19 protein-coding genes and 1 riboswitch are annotated in these 17,495 nt (G+C 72.8%); of the genes, 12 read left to right on the top strand and 7 right to left on the bottom strand.

Annotated elements, in window-relative coordinates:
- Positions 1 to 54: 54 nt before the first annotated feature.
- Positions 55 to 1,173 (top strand): acyltransferase family protein, encoded by a 1,119-nt coding sequence (locus ACTFTM_RS25405; RefSeq protein ID WP_449562954.1) that lies wholly within the window; start codon positions 55 to 57, stop codon positions 1,171 to 1,173.
- Here ACTFTM_RS25405 and ACTFTM_RS25400 read toward each other — a convergent pair.
- A complete protein-coding gene (locus ACTFTM_RS25400; RefSeq protein WP_449562953.1) occupies positions 1,160 to 1,966 on the bottom strand; it encodes a DUF4097 family beta strand repeat-containing protein in 807 nt (268 codons plus the stop codon). The two genes, ACTFTM_RS25405 and ACTFTM_RS25400, sit on opposite strands and share 14 nt — an antisense overlap.
- 102 nt (positions 1,967 to 2,068) lie before the next feature.
- Between ACTFTM_RS25400 and recO the strand changes: the two genes are divergently transcribed.
- The 5 genes from recO (at position 2,069) to ACTFTM_RS25375 (ending at position 5,314) form a co-directional block, all read left to right on the top strand.
- Positions 2,069 to 2,947 carry a DNA repair protein RecO gene (gene recO / locus ACTFTM_RS25395; protein WP_449562952.1) on the top strand — a complete coding sequence of 293 codons (879 nt, stop codon included), beginning with the start codon at positions 2,069 to 2,071 and terminating at the stop codon, positions 2,945 to 2,947.
- Complete coding sequence (locus tag ACTFTM_RS25390; protein ID WP_449562951.1) at positions 2,944 to 3,756, top strand: isoprenyl transferase; 813 nt, start codon at positions 2,944 to 2,946, stop codon at positions 3,754 to 3,756. The genes recO and ACTFTM_RS25390 overlap by 4 nt, the downstream gene beginning before the upstream one ends.
- A gap of 68 nt (positions 3,757 to 3,824) precedes the next feature.
- Positions 3,825 to 4,010 (top strand): hypothetical protein, encoded by a 186-nt coding sequence (locus ACTFTM_RS25385; RefSeq protein ID WP_334630275.1) that lies wholly within the window; start codon positions 3,825 to 3,827, stop codon positions 4,008 to 4,010.
- A gap of 318 nt (positions 4,011 to 4,328) precedes the next feature.
- Entirely contained in the window at positions 4,329 to 4,556 is a 228-nt protein-coding gene (locus tag ACTFTM_RS25380) for a thioredoxin reductase (protein ID WP_449562950.1), read from the top strand.
- The gene (locus ACTFTM_RS25375; RefSeq protein WP_449562949.1) at positions 4,553 to 5,314 is read left to right on the top strand and encodes a pirin family protein; all 762 of its coding nucleotides are present in this window, start codon (positions 4,553 to 4,555) and stop codon (positions 5,312 to 5,314) included. Before ACTFTM_RS25380 ends, ACTFTM_RS25375 begins: the two co-directional genes overlap by 4 nt.
- 107 nt (positions 5,315 to 5,421) lie before the next feature.
- Here the strand turns inward: ACTFTM_RS25375 and gndA are convergent, their stop codons facing one another.
- Positions 5,422 to 6,864, bottom strand: a complete 1,443-nt coding sequence (gene gndA, locus ACTFTM_RS25370; RefSeq protein WP_449562948.1) for an NADP-dependent phosphogluconate dehydrogenase — start codon at positions 6,862 to 6,864, stop codon at positions 5,422 to 5,424.
- Between the two features lie 144 nt (positions 6,865 to 7,008).
- Positions 7,009 to 7,305: an MTH1187 family thiamine-binding protein gene (locus tag ACTFTM_RS25365; RefSeq protein WP_357133265.1), complete on the bottom strand. Its 297-nt coding sequence runs from the start codon at positions 7,303 to 7,305 to the stop codon at positions 7,009 to 7,011.
- Positions 7,306 to 7,595: 290 nt separating this feature from the next.
- Here ACTFTM_RS25365 and ACTFTM_RS25360 point away from each other — a divergent pair, with 290 nt between their 5' ends.
- Positions 7,596 to 8,060, top strand: a complete 465-nt coding sequence (locus tag ACTFTM_RS25360; RefSeq protein ID WP_449562947.1) for a hypothetical protein — start codon at positions 7,596 to 7,598, stop codon at positions 8,058 to 8,060.
- Positions 8,061 to 8,207: 147 nt separating this feature from the next.
- On the opposite strand, the gene ACTFTM_RS25355 is transcribed toward ACTFTM_RS25360, so the two are convergent.
- The 3 genes from ACTFTM_RS25355 to ACTFTM_RS25345 all read right to left on the bottom strand — a co-directional run bounded on the left by ACTFTM_RS25355 (position 8,208) and on the right by ACTFTM_RS25345 (position 11,149).
- Positions 8,208 to 9,008, bottom strand: a complete 801-nt coding sequence (locus ACTFTM_RS25355; protein ID WP_449562946.1) for an energy-coupling factor transporter transmembrane component T family protein — start codon at positions 9,006 to 9,008, stop codon at positions 8,208 to 8,210.
- Positions 9,005 to 10,450 carry an ABC transporter ATP-binding protein gene (locus tag ACTFTM_RS25350; RefSeq protein WP_449562945.1) on the bottom strand — a complete coding sequence of 482 codons (1,446 nt, stop codon included), beginning with the start codon at positions 10,448 to 10,450 and terminating at the stop codon, positions 9,005 to 9,007. The genes ACTFTM_RS25355 and ACTFTM_RS25350 overlap by 4 nt, the downstream gene beginning before the upstream one ends.
- A 111-nt stretch (positions 10,451 to 10,561) precedes the next feature.
- Positions 10,562 to 11,149 carry an ECF transporter S component gene (locus tag ACTFTM_RS25345; RefSeq protein ID WP_449562944.1) on the bottom strand — a complete coding sequence of 196 codons (588 nt, stop codon included), beginning with the start codon at positions 11,147 to 11,149 and terminating at the stop codon, positions 10,562 to 10,564.
- 77 nt (positions 11,150 to 11,226) lie between these two features.
- A riboswitch (TPP riboswitch) is annotated at positions 11,227 to 11,331 on the bottom strand.
- 107 nt (positions 11,332 to 11,438) lie between these two features.
- On the opposite strand from ACTFTM_RS25345, the gene ACTFTM_RS25340 reads away from it, so the two are divergent.
- The 5 genes from ACTFTM_RS25340 to ACTFTM_RS25320 all read left to right on the top strand — a co-directional run bounded on the left by ACTFTM_RS25340 (position 11,439) and on the right by ACTFTM_RS25320 (position 16,714).
- A complete protein-coding gene (locus tag ACTFTM_RS25340) occupies positions 11,439 to 12,269 on the top strand; it encodes an alpha/beta fold hydrolase (protein WP_449562943.1) in 831 nt (276 codons plus the stop codon).
- 3 nt (positions 12,270 to 12,272) lie between these two features.
- On the top strand, positions 12,273 to 13,079 hold the full coding sequence (locus tag ACTFTM_RS25335) for an aminoglycoside N(3)-acetyltransferase (RefSeq protein ID WP_449562942.1): 807 nt from the start codon (positions 12,273 to 12,275) through the stop codon (positions 13,077 to 13,079).
- Positions 13,076 to 13,825 (top strand): sugar isomerase domain-containing protein, encoded by a 750-nt coding sequence (locus tag ACTFTM_RS25330; protein ID WP_449562941.1) that lies wholly within the window; start codon positions 13,076 to 13,078, stop codon positions 13,823 to 13,825. The genes ACTFTM_RS25335 and ACTFTM_RS25330 overlap by 4 nt, the downstream gene beginning before the upstream one ends.
- A 154-nt stretch (positions 13,826 to 13,979) precedes the next feature.
- The gene (locus ACTFTM_RS25325; RefSeq protein ID WP_421472653.1) at positions 13,980 to 14,483 is read left to right on the top strand and encodes a DUF6328 family protein; all 504 of its coding nucleotides are present in this window, start codon (positions 13,980 to 13,982) and stop codon (positions 14,481 to 14,483) included.
- Between the two features lie 308 nt (positions 14,484 to 14,791).
- Positions 14,792 to 16,714, top strand: coding sequence for an acyl-CoA dehydrogenase family protein (locus ACTFTM_RS25320; RefSeq protein ID WP_449566724.1), 1,923 nt, complete (start codon positions 14,792 to 14,794; stop codon positions 16,712 to 16,714).
- Positions 16,715 to 17,045: 331 nt separating this feature from the next.
- Here the strand turns inward: ACTFTM_RS25320 and ACTFTM_RS25315 are convergent, their stop codons facing one another.
- Positions 17,046 to 17,213, bottom strand: coding sequence for a hypothetical protein (locus ACTFTM_RS25315; RefSeq protein ID WP_449562940.1), 168 nt, complete (start codon positions 17,211 to 17,213; stop codon positions 17,046 to 17,048).
- Between the last annotated feature and the right edge of the window lie 282 nt (positions 17,214 to 17,495).

Raw genomic sequence — 17,495 nt, 5'->3', positions numbered from 1 at the left:
GGTCGGACCGGGTAGGGGTGGGGCACCCCGCGCCCCCGATCCAGATGCAGGCTGATGCGCAACAGATACCTCGATCTGCTCCGTTTCCTGGCTATCGTCCGAGTCGTCGTCTACCACGTCACCGGGTGGGCGACCCTCACCCTGGTGTTCCCCGCCATGTCGGTGATGTTCGCGCTGGCCGGCTCGCTGATGGCGGCCTCGCTCACCCGGTCCGGCCCGGCGGCGGTCGGCCGTCGGCTGCGCCGCCTGCTGCCGTCCCTGTGGGTGGTGGCGGTGGTCTTCGTGCCGGCCATGCTGTTCACCGGGTTGCCGCTGTCCCCGCGGGTGCTGCTGTGGCTGTTCCCGATCGCCGACCCGCCGGCCAACAACTGGGGCGCCCTGGCGCTGAGCGTCATCTGGTACCTGCGCGACTACCTCTGGTTCGTGCTTGCCTCGCCGGTCGCGTTCTGGCTGTTCCGGCGGGCCCCGCTGCCCACCCTGCTCGCCCCGTACCTGCTGCTGGTGACCATCGAGGTGGGCATCTACCCGGCGCCGGCGGTGGTACGCGAGTTCGGCTTGTACTTCGGCGCGTGGCTGCTCGGCTTCGCCCACCACGACGGGATGCTGCGCCGCCTCACCGGTCGGGTGCTGTACCCGCTCGCGCTGGCCTTCGCCGCCGTCGGCGGGGCCTGGATCGTCACCCACCCCGGGCCGCGCGGCTATGACCTCAACGACAACCCCCTCGGCAACGCGCTCTGGTCGACCGCGTTCATCCTGGTCGTACTGGGCCGGGCGCCGGCCGGGGTGGCCTGGCTGTCGCCCAGCCGGCTGGCCGACCGGGCGGTGACCGTGGTCAACCGGCGGGCGCTCACCATCTACCTCTGGCACATGCCGTTCGTGGTGGCGCTCACCCCGCTGGTCGACGTGGTCGGCTGGTCCCACCAGGACCCGGTGGGACTGGCGGTACGGGTGCTGCTGGTCTTCGCCCTGGTCGGTCTGGTCACCCTGGCCGTCGGCTGGGTCGAGGACGTCGCCGCCCGCCGCCCCCCGGAGCTGATCCCCGTCGGCTCGCCGGCCCCCTCCCACGCCGGTACGGCGGGTCGGCCCGACGTCGGCGCGAGTGTGGGGCGGGCCGCCGTACCGGCCCAGCGGCTGCCCGCCGAGGCGGCGACCGTCGAGGTCAGCGCTGGCTGATGGTCACGTCACCGCTGCCGGCCGAGCCGTCGAGCACCAGGGACGCCGCCGGGTCGTCCGCGACGGTGATCCGCGCGTCGCCGGAGCCGGTGCTGGAGCGGACCCGGTAGCTGCCCGCCGGTACGAGCAGGCTGACGTCCCCGCTGGAGGCGTGTGCCCGCGCCGAGGTCGGCTTCTCCAACTCGATGGTCACGTTGCCGGAGCCGGCCTCGGCGTCCGTCGCGCCGGCTACCCGGCGGGCGTTGACGTCGCCGGAGCCGGCCCGCAGTCGTACCGTCGAGCCGGCCTCGCTCAGGTCGATGTTGCCCGAGCCGGTCTCCACGTCGAGCGCCCCCGTGACCTCGGTGATCCGCACGTCGCCCGAGCCCAGCCGCAACGTCACCGCGCCCACCTTGGTCAGCTCGACGTCGCCCGAGCCGCTGTCGCCCTGCACGCTCACCCCTTCGGGAACCGTCACCTCGTACGAGACGCTGCACCGGTCGCCGCAGTCGGTGTTCAGCACCAACTCGCTGTCCTTGATCTCGTACCGGGCCTTGGGCTCGCCGCCCTGGTAGCGCACCACCCGCTTGATCCGCGCCTCGCCCGCCGCGCCGGTGCCTCGAATGATCACGTCCCCGGAGCCCCCGTCGACCCGGATGGTGGTGATCTTCACCGCCTCGGTGTCGTCGTAGTCGAGCCGCCGGAACGACAGGTTGTCGCACCCGGCCAGCAGGATGAGGGCGGTGGACAACCCCAGTGCCACGGGCGCGGCGGCGCGGCGACGACGGACGGCGGTGCTCTGCTGCAGTGCCATGGCCAGCACGCTACGGGCGGTCGTCGGCCCGGCGCATCGGGGTTCATCCTCGCCCGCACCCCGAACCGACCCTGATTTCGCACCCCGAGGGAGAATGGTCCGATGGCCGGGTACCGCCGACAGCTCTACCGCGACGACGCGGTGGTGCTGCGTGTGCAGAAGCTCGGCGAATCCGATCGGATCATCACCCTGCTGACCCGCCGGCACGGTCGGCTGCGGGCGGTCGCCCGCGGGGTCCGGCGCACCATGAGCAAGTTCGGCGCCCGGCTGGAGCCGTTCGGTCACGTCGACCTGCAACTCGCCGGTGACCCCAAGGGCAACCACGGCAGCTCGCTGCACACGGTCAGCCAGGTCGAGGGCATCGAGCTGTACGGCAAGCGGTTCCTCGGCGACTATCCCCGCTACACGGCGGCCAGCGCGATCGCCGAGACCGCCGAGCGGCTGACACCCGTCGAGCGGGAACCGTCGCTGCGGTTGTTCCAGCTCACCGTGGGGGCGTTGAAGGCGCTGTCCCGGGGTGAGCACGACACCACCCTGGTGCTCGACGCGTACCTGCTGCGGGGGATGGCCCTCGCCGGCTGGGCGCCGGCGCTGACCGCCTGCGCCGTCTGCGGCACCCCCGGCCGGCACCGCGCGTTCTCCGTGCCGGCCGGCGGCGCGGTCTGCCCGGACTGCCGGCCGCCGGGCGCGGCCCACCCCGCGCCGGCCACCATCGACCTGATGTCCGCGCTCGCCACCGGCGACTGGGTCGTCGCCGATGCCACCGACACCGGTGTACGACGGGAGTGCAGCGGCCTGGTGGCGGCGCACCTGCAGTGGCACCTGGAACGCGCGTTACGCTCGCTGCCGCTGGTCGACCGGGGCGTCACCCCGGTCGCCGGCACGGTCCCGCCGCCGGGCGGCGGTGGGACGGGGATGCTCCGGCCGCGCGGTGACGCCGAGGCCGGAGCGGACGGCACGAGCAGGGAGAGAGCCGAGTGATCCGATCGACGAGGCCCGGTCGGCGCGAGCCGACACCACCGACACCCCACCCTTCCGGCGCCCGGTCGCCGGCGCTGCCCGCCGGGGCGGTGCCGAAGCACGTCGCCATCGTGATGGACGGCAACGGTCGGTGGGCCAAGGAGCGCGGGATGGCCCGCACCAAGGGCCACGAGGCGGGGGAGCACAGCCTCTTCGACACCATCGAGGGCGCGATCGAGATGGGTATCCCCTACCTGTCGGCGTACGCGTTCTCCACCGAGAACTGGCGGCGCTCCCCCGACGAGGTCCGGTTCCTGATGGGGTTCAACCGGGACGTGATCCGTCGACGCCGCGACCAGTTGGTCGACCTGGGCGTCCGGGTGGTCTGGTCGGGGCGGCCGGGACGGCTGTGGAAGAGCGTCATCTCCGAGTTGCAGACCGCCGAGGAGATGTCCCGCGACAACTCCACCCTGACCCTGCAGTTCTGCGTCAACTACGGCGGGCAGGCCGAGATCGGCGACGCCGCCGCCGCTATCGCCCGGGACGTGGCGGCCGGTCGACTGGACCCGGCGAAGGTCACCGAGAAGACCGTCGCGAAGTACCTCTACCACCCGGAGATCCCGGAGGTGGACCTGTTCCTGCGCCCCTCCGGTGAGGAACGGATCTCCAACTTCCTGCTCTGGCAGACCGCGTACGCCGAGTTGGTCTTCCTCGACACGCTCTGGCCGGACTTCGACCGTCGCCACCTCTGGTACGCGTGCGAGCTGTACGCCCAGCGGGACCGGCGCTTCGGGGGCGCGTTGCCCAACCCGGTGGCCCCGACCGCCTGAACGAGGCTTACCCAGACGTCACGCTGGGTATCACCTCCGTCAGAAGCCACTGACGGAGGTGAACCCACATGATCCAGAAGCGCATTGCCCAGTGGGCGGTGATGGCCGTCGCGGTGCCACTGGCCGCGGCCGGCGCCCGCCGGCTCAGCCACACCCTGGAGGCCCGGCGTGGTCCCTCCGGGGCGACCCGGCTGCTGACGAAGGGCGCGGACCTGATCCGCCCGCAGAAGGCCAAGCGTCGCCGATTCTGGTAAGCGAGACACCTGACCCACCCACCCACCCGGCGCGCGCCCCGCACTACGTGCGGGGCGCGCGTGCGTCTCACCCTGTCGATCCCCTCACCCTGTCGATCATGGAGTTGTGGTGGCCGGTCTAGCCGCATTCACGACTTTCGTTCACCACCACAACTCCATGATCGGCGGGGCGGGGCGGGGCGAGGCGAGCGGGGGCGGGGGGGGCGGGGCGGGGCGGGGTGCGGGGGTGGGTGGGGTTGGTTGTTCTGGGGTTTGGGGCGGTGGGGGTCGGTAGGGTTCGGAACGGGGGCGGGACCTGTCGGGTGGGGGTGGTTGGGTGTGCGGGATCTCCGGTACAAGATGATCATGGCGTTGAACGCCGCCGACCTGGGCGACCCGATCTGCGAGCAGGTCGCCGAGATCTGCGCCGAGATCGCCGAGCAGCACTGCGCCGAGTTCGGTCACACGCCCGCGCTGCGCACCGGTGAGATCGCCGAACTGGCCACCGGAGAGCCGGCCCTGACCTGGGCGCCGTCGCTCCCCGACGCCGGGCAGCGTGCCTGGTGACCGCACCCGCGCCGGCGGTCGACGTACGCCGCGCCGAGGACCGCTTCGCCACCCGGATCTCCTGGCTGGACTCGAAGCACTCCTTCTCGTTCTCCCGGCACTACGACCCGGCCAACACCCACCACGGGCTGCTGCTGGTCAACAATGACGACGTGGTCCGGCCGGGCGCCGGCTTCGAGACCCACCCCCATCAGGACATGGAGATCGTCACCTGGGTGCTGCGCGGTTCGCTCGTGCACCAGGACTCCACCGGTCACTCCGGGGTCATCTACCCGGGCCTGGCGCGGCGGATGAGCGCCGGCACCGGCATCCTGCACTCGGAGAAGAACGACGCCTGGCGCCTGAACAACCAGGAGCCGCACAGCGACCCCGTGCACTTCGTGCAGATGTGGGTGCTCCCCGACGAGGAGGGTGTCGACCCCGGCTACGAACAGTTGGAGATCGAGGACGAGTTGCTGCGCGGCGGCCTGGTGCCGATCGCCTCCGGAATGGACCGCTACGACGGCGCGTCCGCCATCCGGATTCGCAACCGGTACGCGACCCTGCACGCCGCCCGCCTCCGCCCCGGCGACGAGGTCACCCTCCCGGACGCGCCCTTTGTGCACCTGTACGTGCCCGACGGCACGGTCACCCTGGAGGACAGCGGCCCACTCGGCACCGGCGACGCCGCGAGGCTCACCATGACCGGCGGTCGACGGGTCACCGCGGACGAGCCGGCGGAGATCCTCGTCTGGGAGATGCACGCCACCGTCGCGTGAGCGCCACCGGACCCTCATGATCGCGCTCGAACATGGATGTAGTGGCCTCCCGGACACGGAAGACCACTACATCGTGGATCGAGCGCGATCACGCCGCGCGTCGTGCCCTACGCCGGGGACTCGGTCTTGTCGCCGGCCCACGTGGTGTGGAACGAGCCCTCGCGGTCCACGCGCTGGTAGGTGTGCGCGCCGAAGTTGTCCCGCAGGCCCTGGATCAGCGCGGCGGGCAGCCGCTCGGCCCGCAGCGCGTCGAAGTACGCCAGTGACGACGAGAACGCCGGCGTCGGCACACCCGCCTGCGCCGCGTCCGACACCACCCGCCGCCAGCTCGGCACGCCCGCGCTGACCGCCTCGGCGAAGTACGGCGCGACCAGCAACGTCGGCAGGTCGGGCTGCTCGTCGTACGCCTCGCGGATGCGGTTCAGGAAGCGGGCCCGGATGATGCAGCCACCACGCCAGATGGTCGCCGTGCCGCCCAGGTCGATGTCCCAGTCGTACTCGCTGCTGCCGGCGCGGATGTGGTCGAAGCCCTGGGCGTACGCGACGATCTTGGAAGCGAGCAGCGCCCGGCGGACGTCCTCGACGAACGCGTCCCGGTCGGCCACCTGCCACTTCTCACCGGCGTCGGGGAAGGCCCTGCGGGCCGCCTCGCGCTGGTCCACGTGCCCGGACAGCGAGCGCGCGAACGTCGCCTCGGCGATGCCGGTGATCGGAATGCCCAGGTCCAGGGCGCTCTGCACGGTCCACCGGCCGGTGCCCTTCTGCTCGGCCCGGTCCTGCACGATGTCGACGAACGCGCGGCCGGTCGCCGCGTCGGTGTGCGCCAACACGTCGGCGGTGATCTCGATGAGGAACGACTCCAGCTCGCCGCTGTTCCATTCGCGGAAAATCTCCGCGATCTCCGCCGGGGTCGCGTCCAGGCCGGCCCGCAGCAGGTCGTACGCCTCGGCGATGAGCTGCATGTCGGCGTACTCGATGCCGTTGTGCACCATCTTGACGAAGTGCCCGGCGCCGTCCGGCCCGACGTGCGTGCAGCACGGCACACCGTCCACCTGCGCGGCGATCTTCTCGAACATCGGCCCGAGCTTCGCGTACGACTCGTCGGAGCCGCCCGGCATGATGCTCGGGCCGAGCAGCGCGCCCTCCTCGCCGCCGGAGACGCCGGTGCCGCTGAAGTGCAGCCCCTGCGCGCGCAGCGACTCCTCCCGGCGACGGGTGTCGGCGAAGTGGGCGTTGCCGCAGTCGACGATGATGTCGCCCTCGTCCAGCAGCGGCACCAGTTCGTCGATGACCGCGTCGGTGGGAGCGCCGGCCTTGACCATCACGATCACCGCGCGGGGACGCTCCAGCGACGCCACGAAGTCGGCCATCGACTCACCGGGCACGAAGGTGCCCTCGTCGCCGTGCTCCGCGACGAGGCTGCGGGTGCGTTCCGGGGACCGGTTGTGCACCGCCACGGTGAAGCCGTTGCGGGCCAGGTTGCGGGCCAGGTTGCGGCCCATCACCGCCAGCCCGGTCACGCCGATCTGCGCTGTCGCCTGCTGAGCCATTCGTGCCGCCACCTCTCGCCGTCGAACTGTCCCTGCGACGGTATCGCGGCATCCGGCATCACGGGCAGGTCGTCCCACGGCGGGTCACCGCCTGGTCGCGGCCCGTCCGTCCACCCCGCCGATCACGGTCGTCGCACCGGCCGCTCACCCCTGGGCGAGTCGTTCCTCCACACGCGCCACCTTCGCCGTGAGCGCGTCGGTGACCCCGGGCCGGACGTCGGCCTTGAGGACGACGCTCACCCGGGGCGCCTGCGCGGCCACCACGTCGACCGCGCGCTTGACCACCGCCATCACCTCGTCCCACTCGCCCTCGACGGTGGTGAACATGGCGTCGGTCCGGTTCGGCAGTCCGGACTCGCGGACCACCCGGACGGCCTCGGCGACGAGGTCGCCCACCGAGTCGCCGCCGCCCAGTGGGGTGATCGAGAACGCGATCAGCATGTGCCGATCGTGCCAGTAATTCGGATGCGCGTCCTCCCGGGCGGTGGTTAGGGTTTCGGCATGCGTAACTGACGCCCCACTTCCGAGCCGGTCCGCCGCCCCGCGTCGCGGTCCGTGCGCTCCCGGGCGTCGCGCGTCTTCCCCGGCGTCGTTGGTGGCGTCGAGCCTGCCCGAACCCCGGTGAGCACCCCTTCCCACTCGCACCGTCGCGCAACGACGGTCACCAGCCGATCCGACCGACCGCCGGAGCGCGGGAACGGCCGGGACGGTCGGCACCGAAGGAGGCCCGGATGCCCGCCAGGCGTAACCCGAGAAAGTCCCGTACCCCGAAGAAGATCCCGCCCGGACAGGGCCCGGCGGCCGACCACGGCCCGGTGGCTGGTCGCGGCCCGATCCTGCCGGCCGGCCCCGATGCCGGGGTCGAGCCCGCGCTGCCGGCGGCGCTGGTTGAGCCCGCGCTGCCGGCGGCCCTGGTCGACCCGGCGTCGGCCATCGAGCCCGCGCCATGGGCGGCGCTGGTCGACCCGGCGGCGACCGTCGAGCCGCTCCGGCCCGGAGCGGTCCCGACCGACGTGGCGCTGCCTGTCGATGTGCCGGCGGCTGTCGACGCGCCGGCGGTGGAGGATCTGCACTTGCCGGCCAGCCGACCGTCGGCACCGACGGCCGGGCCGCCCACGGGCGGGGGCAACCGCTCGACCGGCGGCCGCAGCCAGGCGGCGGGGCAGACCCGCCGCTACGCGTTCCGGCGTAGCTGACCGAGCCGTCCGGCCCCGTGGGCGCCGCTCGATGACAGCAACTTCGGGGATGTAGTGGCCTCTCACGCTGACGAGGCCACGACATCCCCGAAGTTGCGCGGATCTTGCCGCCGCCAGCCCGGCACAAGGTGACGCTGCCCGGCGGTGTCAGCCGAGCAGGGGGCGGAAGGTTCCGGCCAGGATGCTCGTCGTCAGGGCCGCGCCCGCCAGGGCGGCCGCACCGACGACCAGCAGCGTGTCGGCGGGGCCGAAGCGCTGCCGGCGGGCCACGGTACGGGGTGTGCCGGCGTCGAACCCGCGCGCGTCCATGGCGACGGCCAGCCGGGTACCTCGGCGGATCGCGCCGACGAGCAGCGCGAACGCCGTGGACGCGAAGAGTCGTAGCTTGGCCACGGGGTTGCGTCCCGCGTCGACGCCGCGTGCCCGGCGGGCCATGCTGATCATCTGCCATTCCTGGCCGAGCAGCGGTACGAGCCGGAACGCGGCCAGCGCGCCGACGGCGAACCGGGCGGGTGCCTTCGTGTTCTGGATCAACGCGTCCGCCAGGTCGGTCGGGTCGGTGGTGGCGAAGACGATCACCCCGGGCAGGGCCACCGCGAAGATCCGCAGCACCAGGCCGAGCGCGGTCAGCAGCACACCGGTGCTCACCAGCACCGGTCCGGCGTCCACCAGGACGCGGCCGGACTGGTCGGCGGCGAAGAGCACCAGGGTGACCAGGATGCCGACGGCGCTGAGCAGCAGCGGCAGCGCCCGCCGGGCCAGCACCCGGTAGCGCAGGCCGAACAGTGGCAGCACGGCCAGCTCGACGGCGATGGCGATCGCGGGCGCCACCGGGTCGAGCGTGGCCAGCAGGGTGAACGAGAAGACCAGCGCGGCGGCGAGCTTCGCCACCGGGTTGCGGCGGGCCAGCGGCGCTCCGGGCCGGGCGACCGGCTCGATGCTGATCATCGGTGTGGCTCCTGTTCAGCGCTGCGGCTCGCCGACCGCTCCAGCGTGACGGTGCGGTCGGCGAGCGCGGCGACGAAGTCCGCGTCGTGGGTGACGCTGACGACGCCGTGCCCGGCGTCGCGCAATTCGGCGAACAGGTCGACCAGCTCGGCCCAGGTCCGCCGGTCCTGGCCGAAGGTGGGTTCGTCGCAGATCAGCAGGCGGGGCGCGGTGGCCAGGGCCGTCGCCACGCTGAGGCGTCGCGCCTCCCCACCGGAGAGGGTGTACGGGTTGGCCGCCGCGAGCCGGGTCAGCCGGAGCCGTTCCAGCAGCCCGGCCACCGTCTCCTTGACGGCCGGCTCGGGTTGACCCGTCCGGCGTGGGCCGAGCGCCAACTCGTCGAAGACGGTGCCGGTGACGAACTGGTGTTCCGGGTCCTGGAAGACCGAGCCGATGCGGCGGGCCAGCGCGGGCGCGCGCCAGCGGTGCGGGGGAGTGCGATGGTGGGCGTCGGCCAGCTCGACCGAGGCGGTGACCCGACCCGTGCCCGGTTTGAGCAGTCCGCCGAGCAGCAGCGCCAGGGTGGACTTGCCGGCACCGTTCGGTCCTCGTACGGCGAGGGCCTCTCCGGCGCGTACCGTCAGATCGGTGGGGCCCAGCCGCGGTGGCAGGCCGAGCCGGTCGGCGGTGAGCAACACGGCCCCCGCGGCGGCGGTGGCCCGGCGCGGCGCGATGGGGCGACCGGGCACCCAGACGCCCTCGGCGGCGAGGGCGTCGCCGTGCGCGGCGAAGACCGCGTCGGGTGACCCGTCCGCGCGGACGCCGCCGCCGGGCTCCAGGACGACCACCCGCTCGACCAGCGGCAGGGCCTCGGCGACCCGGTGTTCGACGAGGATCAGGGTGGTGTCGGCGTCCAGCGCGCCCGCCACCGCGCCGCGGACCAGGGCGGCCCCGTCCGGGTCGAGGTTGGCGGTGGGCTCGTCGAGCAGCAGCAGGCCGGGCCGTAACGCCAGCGCTCCGGCCAGGGCGAGGCGCTGCTGCTCGCCGCCGGAGAGGGCGGCCGTGTTGCGGTCCCGGGGGTACGGGAAGCCGACCCGCAGCAGCGCCGCGTCGACGCGCGGCCAGATCTCGTCCGTCGGTACGCCCCGGTTCTCCAACCCGAACGCGACGTCGTCGCCGCTGCGCGCCATGACCAACTGGCTCTGCGGGTCCTGGAAGACGATGCCGACCCGTTCCCGGCCCTTGCGGGGGTCGAGCCCGTCGATTTCGACGGTACCCTCCTGCTCACCGGAGTCCTCCGGCAGCAGCCCGGCCAGGGCGGCGAGCAGGGTGCTCTTGCCGGCCCCCGAAGGCCCGAGCAGCAGCACCCGCTCCCCGTCCTCCACCCGGAGATCCACTCCACGCAGGGCCCAGGCCCGCCGCCCGGCGTGCCGCCACCCGAAACCCCGCAGCAGTACCCCCACAACCCCTCCTCCCGGTTCGCCGTCGTCGTTGATCAAGAGGTTCGCGTCAGAATTCCGCCTCGCGGTGACGCGAACCTCTTGATCAACGAGGCAGGGTCGGACGGGACAGCGTCAGATCAGGGCGCGGGTTCGGCCTGACGGGAGACGGTCCAGGACGCCGGTGTTCGCCAGGGCGCGGGTGAGCGCCCAGCCGCCGACGCCCGCGATGATCGTGGCGCTGACGATGGTGAGCAGCGCGTACGGGATGCGGTAGTTGACCAGCTCGGTCTCGCTGTTCCAGACGAAGAAGTCGAACAGCGCCGCGCTGAGGCCGGTCAGCGCGCCGGCCAGCACGGCGGTCGGCAGCCGGTACGACCGGTAGCGGAAGGCGGCGAACGCCAGCTCGGCCCCGATGCCCTGCACGATGCCCTGCGGGATGACCGTGCCGGCCCACTGGCTGCCCAGCAGCGCGGAGACGACCGCCGCCACCGTCTCGCAGTAGAGCGCCGCGCCGGGCTTGCGGATGACCAGCCCGCCGACCACGGCCGGCATCAGCCACACGCCGTAGATCAGCGTCTGCGCCGGCGGGAAGAAGGCGAACGCCCCCTCGGTGGCGCTCCACACCAGGCCCCAGGCCCAGAAGATGACGCCGAAGGCGACCGCGATCACCGAGGCCACCACGATGTCGATCGTGCGCCAACGGTTGGTGGTGTTGTCCATGCTGTGCTCCCAGTTCAGTGGAACGAACCAGGAGAAGACGCACGCCGCGCGTCCGGTGGCACCGGACTCACGGCGCGGCTGGAGGTCGACCGAACTCCCTGCGCTGGCATTACCCAGATCAGGTTCGAGGGTCTGCGGGCGTGCCCGCACTCTCAGCGCTGTGCGCTCCCCTGTCGGATGTGAAGTTGTCTCGCTGACGCTAGCACCGACCAGGGGTAACGGCCCAGCAGGGCGTCCCGGCGTCCGCGCGTCCGGGCCGGCGCGACCGCGGCTGGGTAGGCTGACGATCATGCAGGTCGACGCGCGGGGTCTGACGTTCGAGGTACGCACCGGCGGCCCGTCCGACGGCGTCCCCGTCCTGCTGCTGCACGGGTTTCCGCAGCACAGCGGCGAGTGGGACGACGTCGTGCCGCCGCTGCACGCCGCCGGCCTGCGCACGTACGCGCTGGACCAGCGGGGCTACTCGCCGGGCGCGCGCCCCGCCGAGGTGCCGCAATACCGCATCCCCGAGCTGGTCGCCGACGTCGTGGCGGTGCTCGACGCGCTCGATCTGGAGGCCGCGCACCTCGTCGGCCACGACTGGGGCGCGGTCGTGGCCTGGGCGGTGGCCGCCGCGCACCCGCAGCGGGTCCGTACGCTGACCGCGGTGTCGGTGCCGCATCCGGCGGCCATGGCACACGCGCTCACCACGGACGGCCAGCAGAAGGCCCGCTCCTCGTACATCGCCCTGTTCCGCAAGCCGGGCAAGGCCGAGAAGGTGCTGTTGGCGTGGCACGCGACGGCGCTGCGCAAGCTGCTGGGCGGGGTGGGCGACGCCGCCCGGGTGAACCGCTACGCCGAGCCGATGCGCGAGCCGGGCGCGCTCACCGCAGCCCTGAACTGGTACCGGGCCATGTCCCGCGCCGACCTGGCCGCCGTCGGCCCGGTCGCCGTACCGACCACCTACGTGTGGAGCGACCGGGACGTCGCGATCGGCCGGACCGCCGCCGAGGCGTGCGCCGCCCACGTGACCGGCGACTATCGCCTCGTACCCCTGGCCGGGGTGAGCCACTGGATCCCGGACGCCGCGCCCACCGCGCTGGCCGAGGCGGTCCTGGCGCGGGTCGCCGGGACGGCCTGAGCCGTGCCGGCCGCCATCGGTGGACCCGGCACCCGTCGGTCGATCGCCGCGCAGTTCCGGCTGCTGGGCGTACGCCCCGGATCGACCGTGCTCGTGCACGCCGCGATGCGCGCGTTGGGCTACGTCTGCGGCGGGCCGCAGGCGCTGGTGCTCGCCCTGCGTGACGCGCTCGGCCCGGACGGCACGATCGTGGTGCCCACCCACACCCCCGACAACAGCGACCCCGCGCAGTGGCGGAACCCACCGGTGCCGGTGGACTGGTGGCCGCTGATCCGCGCGGAGATGCCCGGCTTCGACCCGGCGGTCACGCCGAGCCGCTACATGGGCGTCTTCGCCGAGACGGTCCGCTGCTGGCCCGGGGCGCTGCGCAGCACGCACCCGCACGTGTCGTTCGCGGCGCTCGGCCCGGCCGCCGAGCGGGTGGTCGCCGGGCACGCTCTGGCCGACATGCTCGGCGAGGTCTCACCGCTGGCCCGGCTCTACGACCTGGACGCCGACGTGCTGCTGCTCGGGGTCGACCACCGCGTCGACACCTCGCTGCACCTGGCCGAGTACCGCCGTCCCGCCCCCGTTCGCGAGCGACTGGGCGCGGCGGTGCGGACCGCCGACGGCGGCCGGGAGTGGGTGTGGTGGCAGGACGTCCGGCTCGACGAGAGCGACTTCGGCGCGCTGGGCCGGGACTTCGACGCCACCGGGGCGGTCCGCGTCGGTCCGGTGGGCGCCGGGACGGCGACGTTGGCACGCCAGCGGGCGGCGGTCGACTTCGCGGTGCAGTGGTTCGCCCGCAACAGACGGACGGAGGACATATGACGGTGAGCGCCGATGACTACCTGAGGGTGGTGACCGAGACGATGTCCCGGGTCGCCGCCAGCCAGGCCGACGCTGTGGGCCGGGCCGCCGACCTGATCGCCGACGCGGTACGCGCCGACGGGGTGGTGCACGCCTTCGGCACCGGACACTCGGAGGCCCTCGCCATGGAGATCGCCGGCCGGGCCGGCGGGCTGGTGCCCACCAACCGGATCGCCCTGCGGGACCTCGTGCTGCTCGGCGGCGAGCCGGCCGACCTGCTGGGGCCGCTGCTGGAACGGGACCCGGCGGTGGCCCACCGGCTCTACGAGTTGGCCCCCGTACGGCCCGCCGACGTCTTCGTGCTCGCCTCGAACTCCGGGGTCAACGGCGCGATGGTCGAGTTCGCCACGCTGGTCAAGGAGCACGGTCACAAGCTGGTGGCGATCACCTCCGCACAGCACTCCGGCCGGATGACCTCCCGCCACCCGTCCGGGCGCAAGTTGGCCGACCTCGCCGACGTGGTGCTCGACAACGGCGCGCCGTACGGCGACGCGACCCTGCCGCTGCCCGGCGGGGGCGCGGTCGGCGCGGTCTCCTCGATCACGGCCGCGCTGCTGGCCCAGCAGATCACCGTGGAGGTGGTGGCGCGGCTGCTCGCGGCGGGGGAGCGGCCCCCGGTGTACCTGTCGGCGAACATCCCGGACGGGGACGCGCACAACAACGCGCTGGAGGCCCGGTACGCGGGCCGCATCCGTCGCGGGTCCTGAGCCGGGCCGGTCGATCGACCTCGCGATGTCCGGCGGGTGTCCGGCGGGTGGCCGGGACATGTCGTGAGCTTGTTTCGCGCCCGCTCGGGTGGGGCATTGGCGTTGCTGCCGGCGGCCGGGACCGCCGGCAGTACCGTCTGACCGGAGGTAGCGCGTGTCCAAGGAGACCGAGAAGCAACGGTGGCAGCGCAATTTCGCTGACCTGCTCCAGGAGTTGCGGGTCGCCCAGACCGGCGTGCAGATCCTCTTCGCCTTCCTGCTCACCCTGCCGTTCAGCAACGGGTTCACCCGGACCAGCGAGTTCCAGCGCGACGTCTACATCGTCGCCCTGCTCGCCGCGGCCGCCGCCACCGCGATGATCATTTCGCCGGTGGCGTTCCACCGGGCGCTGTTCCGCCAAGGGCGCAAGCCGGAACTGGTGCGGTTCGCGCACCGGATGGCGACCGGCGGCCTCGGCTTCATGCTGATCGCGATGGTCAGCGCGGTGCTGCTGATCACCGACTTCGTACTGGACCGGCCGATCGCCTTCGTGCTGAGCGCGCTTGCCGGGATCTGGTTCCTCGTCTTCTGGGTGATCCTGCCGTTCGCCCGGCGCAACTGGGGTGACGACGACATCGACGACGAGGACGACGACCCGGAAACTCTAAGCGTCGGCTGATCGCCCTCGATGTTCGCGCCACGCTACCCCTGGGTAACAACCGGGGGTAGCGTGGCGTTAGTCGCGCACGTCGAGCAGCCGCACCGAGTTTCGAGGGGGCAGCCGTGACCACGACACAGGATGGCCGACCGGCACCGGACGGCCCCGACTCCGAAGCCGCCGCCGGGTCCGCCGCGTCGTCCGCTGGCAGCAATGCCGGGTCCGCCGCTGGTGGCCTTGCCGGGTCGTCCGTTGGTGGGACTGCCGGGTCCGCCGCTGGTGGCCTTGCCGGGTCGTCCGTTGGTGGGACTGCCGGGTCCGCCGCGCCGCTGGCCGCCGAGGCCGGGCAGGTCTCCGAGAAGGAGGCCCGCAGGGTCGCCGAGGCCGCCCGCGAGTCCACCTGGGACCGTCCCAGCTTCGGCAAGGAGCTGTTCCTCGGCCGGTTCCGGCTCGACCTCATCGACCCCTGGCCGCGCGCCAACCCGGACGACGCGGCCCGCGCCGAGGACTTCCTCGGCCGGCTCCGCGCCTTCGTCACGTCCGAGGTGGACGGCGGCGCCATCGAGCGGGACGCCTCCATCCCGGACTCCGTCTTCCACGGCCTTGCCGACCTCGGCGCGTTCGGTATGAAGATCGACCGGAAGTACGGCGGCCTCGGGTTGAGCAACCTGCACTACTGCCGGGCCCTGATGCTGGCCGGCTCGGTCAGCCCGGCGATCGGGGCGCTGCTCTCGGCCCACCAGTCGATCGGGGTGCCGCAACCGCTGAAGATGTTCGGCACCGCCGAGCAGAAGCAGCGCTTCCTGCCCCGACTCGCCGCAGGCGAGGTCTCCGCCTTCCTGCTCACCGAACCCGACGTCGGCTCCGACCCGGCCCGCCTCGCCACGACCGCCGAGCCCACCGAGGACGGCACCGGTTACCGCCTCAACGGGGTGAAGCTCTGGGCCACCAACGGCACCGTGGCCACCCTGCTGGTGGTGATGGCCCGGGTGCCCGCCGCCGAGGGGCGACGCGGCGGCATCACCGCCTTCGTGGTGGACGGCGACAGCGCCGGCATCACCGTGGAGCGACGCAACGAGTTCGTCGGCCTGCGCGGCCTGGAAAACAGTCTGACCCGCTTCCACGACGTGTTCGTACCCGCCGAGAACGTCATCGGCGGCGAGGGCAAGGGGCTCAAGATCGCCCTGACCACCCTCAACACCGGCCGGCTCTCGCTCCCGGCCATGTGCGTGGGCGCCGGCAAGTGGGCGCTGAACGTGGCCCGGGGATGGGCCGCCGACCGCGTCCAGTGGGGCCGGCCGGTGGGCGAGCACGAGGCTGTCGCCCAGAAGCTTTCCTTCATCGCCGCGACCACGTACGGCATGGAGACCATGCTCGACCTGTGCTGCCTGCTCGCCGACGACGACCGCAACGACATCCGCATCGAGGCGGCGCTGGTCAAGCTCTACGCCAGCGAGATGGCCTGGAAGATCGCCGACGAGCTGGTCCAGATCCGGGGCGGACGCGGCTACGAGACCGCCGACTCGCTGGCCGCCCGCGGCGAACGCCCGGCCAACGTCGAGCAGGTGCTCCGCGACCTGCGCATCAACCGGATCTTCGAGGGCTCCACCGAGATCATGCACCTGCTGATCGCCCGGGAGGCCGTCGACGCCCACCTGTCGGTCGCCGGCGACATCATCGACCCGGAGGCGGGGCTCGGCCGCAAGGCCCGCGCCGGCGCCCGGGCGGGAGCGTTCTACGCGCGGTGGCTGCCGACCCTCACGGTCGGCAAGGGCCAGAGCCCTTCGGCGTACGCCGAGTTCGGCCCCCTCGCCGGCCACCTGCGCCAGGTGGAACGCTCCTCGCGCAAGCTGGCCCGCTCGACGTTCTACGCGATGTCCCGCTGGCAGGGAAAGATGGAGCGCAAGCAGGCGTTCCTGGGGCGCATCGTGGACATCGGCGCGGAGCTGTTCGCGATGTCCGCCGTCTGCGTCCGGGCGTCCGCCGAGCGTGACGCCCGCCCGGAGAACGTCGAGCTGGCCGACCTGTTCTGCCGGCAGGCCCGCGTCCGAGTGGACGCCCTGTTCGCCGCACTCTGGGACAACACCGACTCGGTCGACGCGGCCGCCGCCAAGCGGATCCTCGCGGGCCGCTACGCCAGCCTGGAGGACGGCGTCGTCACCCCGCCCGCCGAGCTGCCCTGGGTGGCCCGCTGGACGCCCGGCCCGTCCACCGCCGAGGACGTCCGCCGCCGCATCCCCCCGAAGCCGTAACCGCCACACCGGCCGTGGCCGGTTGCGTTGTCGGGCCGGTCGCGACGGGTCGTGGCGGTGTCGGGCCCGGTCGCGACCGGTCACGGCGTCGTCGGGCCGGTCGCGACGGTGTCGGCCGGTCGCGACGGTGTCGGGCCGGTCGCGACGCAGGCTGGGGCGATCACTGCGTTGGCGGGGGTGGTCGCTGCGTTGGCGGGGGTGGTCGCGGCGCAAGATCGCGCTCGATCCTGGATCCAGTGGCCTACCTACGACCCCGACGCCACTACTTCCTGGTTCGAGCACGATCTTGGGGCGGGGCGGGGCGGGGCGGGGCGGGGCGGGGCGGGGCACGTCAGCGGGCGACCGCCCAGGCCAGCACTCCCGCCAGGATCAGACCGTTGAGCGCGGCCAGGGCGAGGTACGCGGCAGGCGGGATCCTCTTGCCCCGGCGGACGAAGGAGACCAGGACGGCGGCGTAGCCGAGCAGCAGCACGGCGATGACGACGAGGAAGTAGAACACCCGAAGACCTTAACGGCCGCGGCCCGCACCCCCGAGTCGCCGCCCCGCACCCCGCGTCCTCACGCCCCATATCCGCGTCGATCTTGCACCTTCAGTCGTCGCTTCAGGACGGTATGCCCCTTACGTCACCACAGTAAGTGCAAGATCGCGGGGGTGGTCGCCGCCCCACCTCGTCGATCATGGAGTTGTGGTGCCCGTTATGGGGGATTGGCGATGCTTTGTCACCCACCACAACTCCATGATCGACGGGCGAGGCGAGGCGAGGTGAGGTGAGGCGAGGTG

This window comes from Micromonospora sp. RB23, assembly GCF_053585025.1.
This window is presented reverse-complemented; position numbering and strand designations above follow the sequence as displayed.

Bases quoted from the DNA above. Each gene is read 5' to 3' on its own strand.
- ACTFTM_RS25405 (WP_449562954.1), top strand. From the start codon at position 55: ATGCGCAACAGATACCTCGATCTGCTCCGTTTCCTGGCTATCGTCCGA.
- ACTFTM_RS25400 (WP_449562953.1), bottom strand. From the start codon at position 1,966: ATGGCACTGCAGCAGAGCACCGCCGTCCGTCGTCGCCGCGCCGCCGCG.
- recO (WP_449562952.1), top strand. From the start codon at position 2,069: ATGGCCGGGTACCGCCGACAGCTCTACCGCGACGACGCGGTGGTGCTG.
- ACTFTM_RS25385 (WP_334630275.1), top strand. From the start codon at position 3,825: ATGATCCAGAAGCGCATTGCCCAGTGGGCGGTGATGGCCGTCGCGGTG.
- gndA (WP_449562948.1), bottom strand. From the start codon at position 6,864: ATGGCTCAGCAGGCGACAGCGCAGATCGGCGTGACCGGGCTGGCGGTG.
- ACTFTM_RS25365 (WP_357133265.1), bottom strand. From the start codon at position 7,305: ATGCTGATCGCGTTCTCGATCACCCCACTGGGCGGCGGCGACTCGGTG.
- ACTFTM_RS25360 (WP_449562947.1), top strand. From the start codon at position 7,596: ATGCCCGCCAGGCGTAACCCGAGAAAGTCCCGTACCCCGAAGAAGATC.
- ACTFTM_RS25355 (WP_449562946.1), bottom strand. From the start codon at position 9,008: ATGATCAGCATCGAGCCGGTCGCCCGGCCCGGAGCGCCGCTGGCCCGC.
- ACTFTM_RS25345 (WP_449562944.1), bottom strand. From the start codon at position 11,149: ATGGACAACACCACCAACCGTTGGCGCACGATCGACATCGTGGTGGCC.
- ACTFTM_RS25340 (WP_449562943.1), top strand. From the start codon at position 11,439: ATGCAGGTCGACGCGCGGGGTCTGACGTTCGAGGTACGCACCGGCGGC.
- ACTFTM_RS25330 (WP_449562941.1), top strand. From the start codon at position 13,076: ATGACGGTGAGCGCCGATGACTACCTGAGGGTGGTGACCGAGACGATG.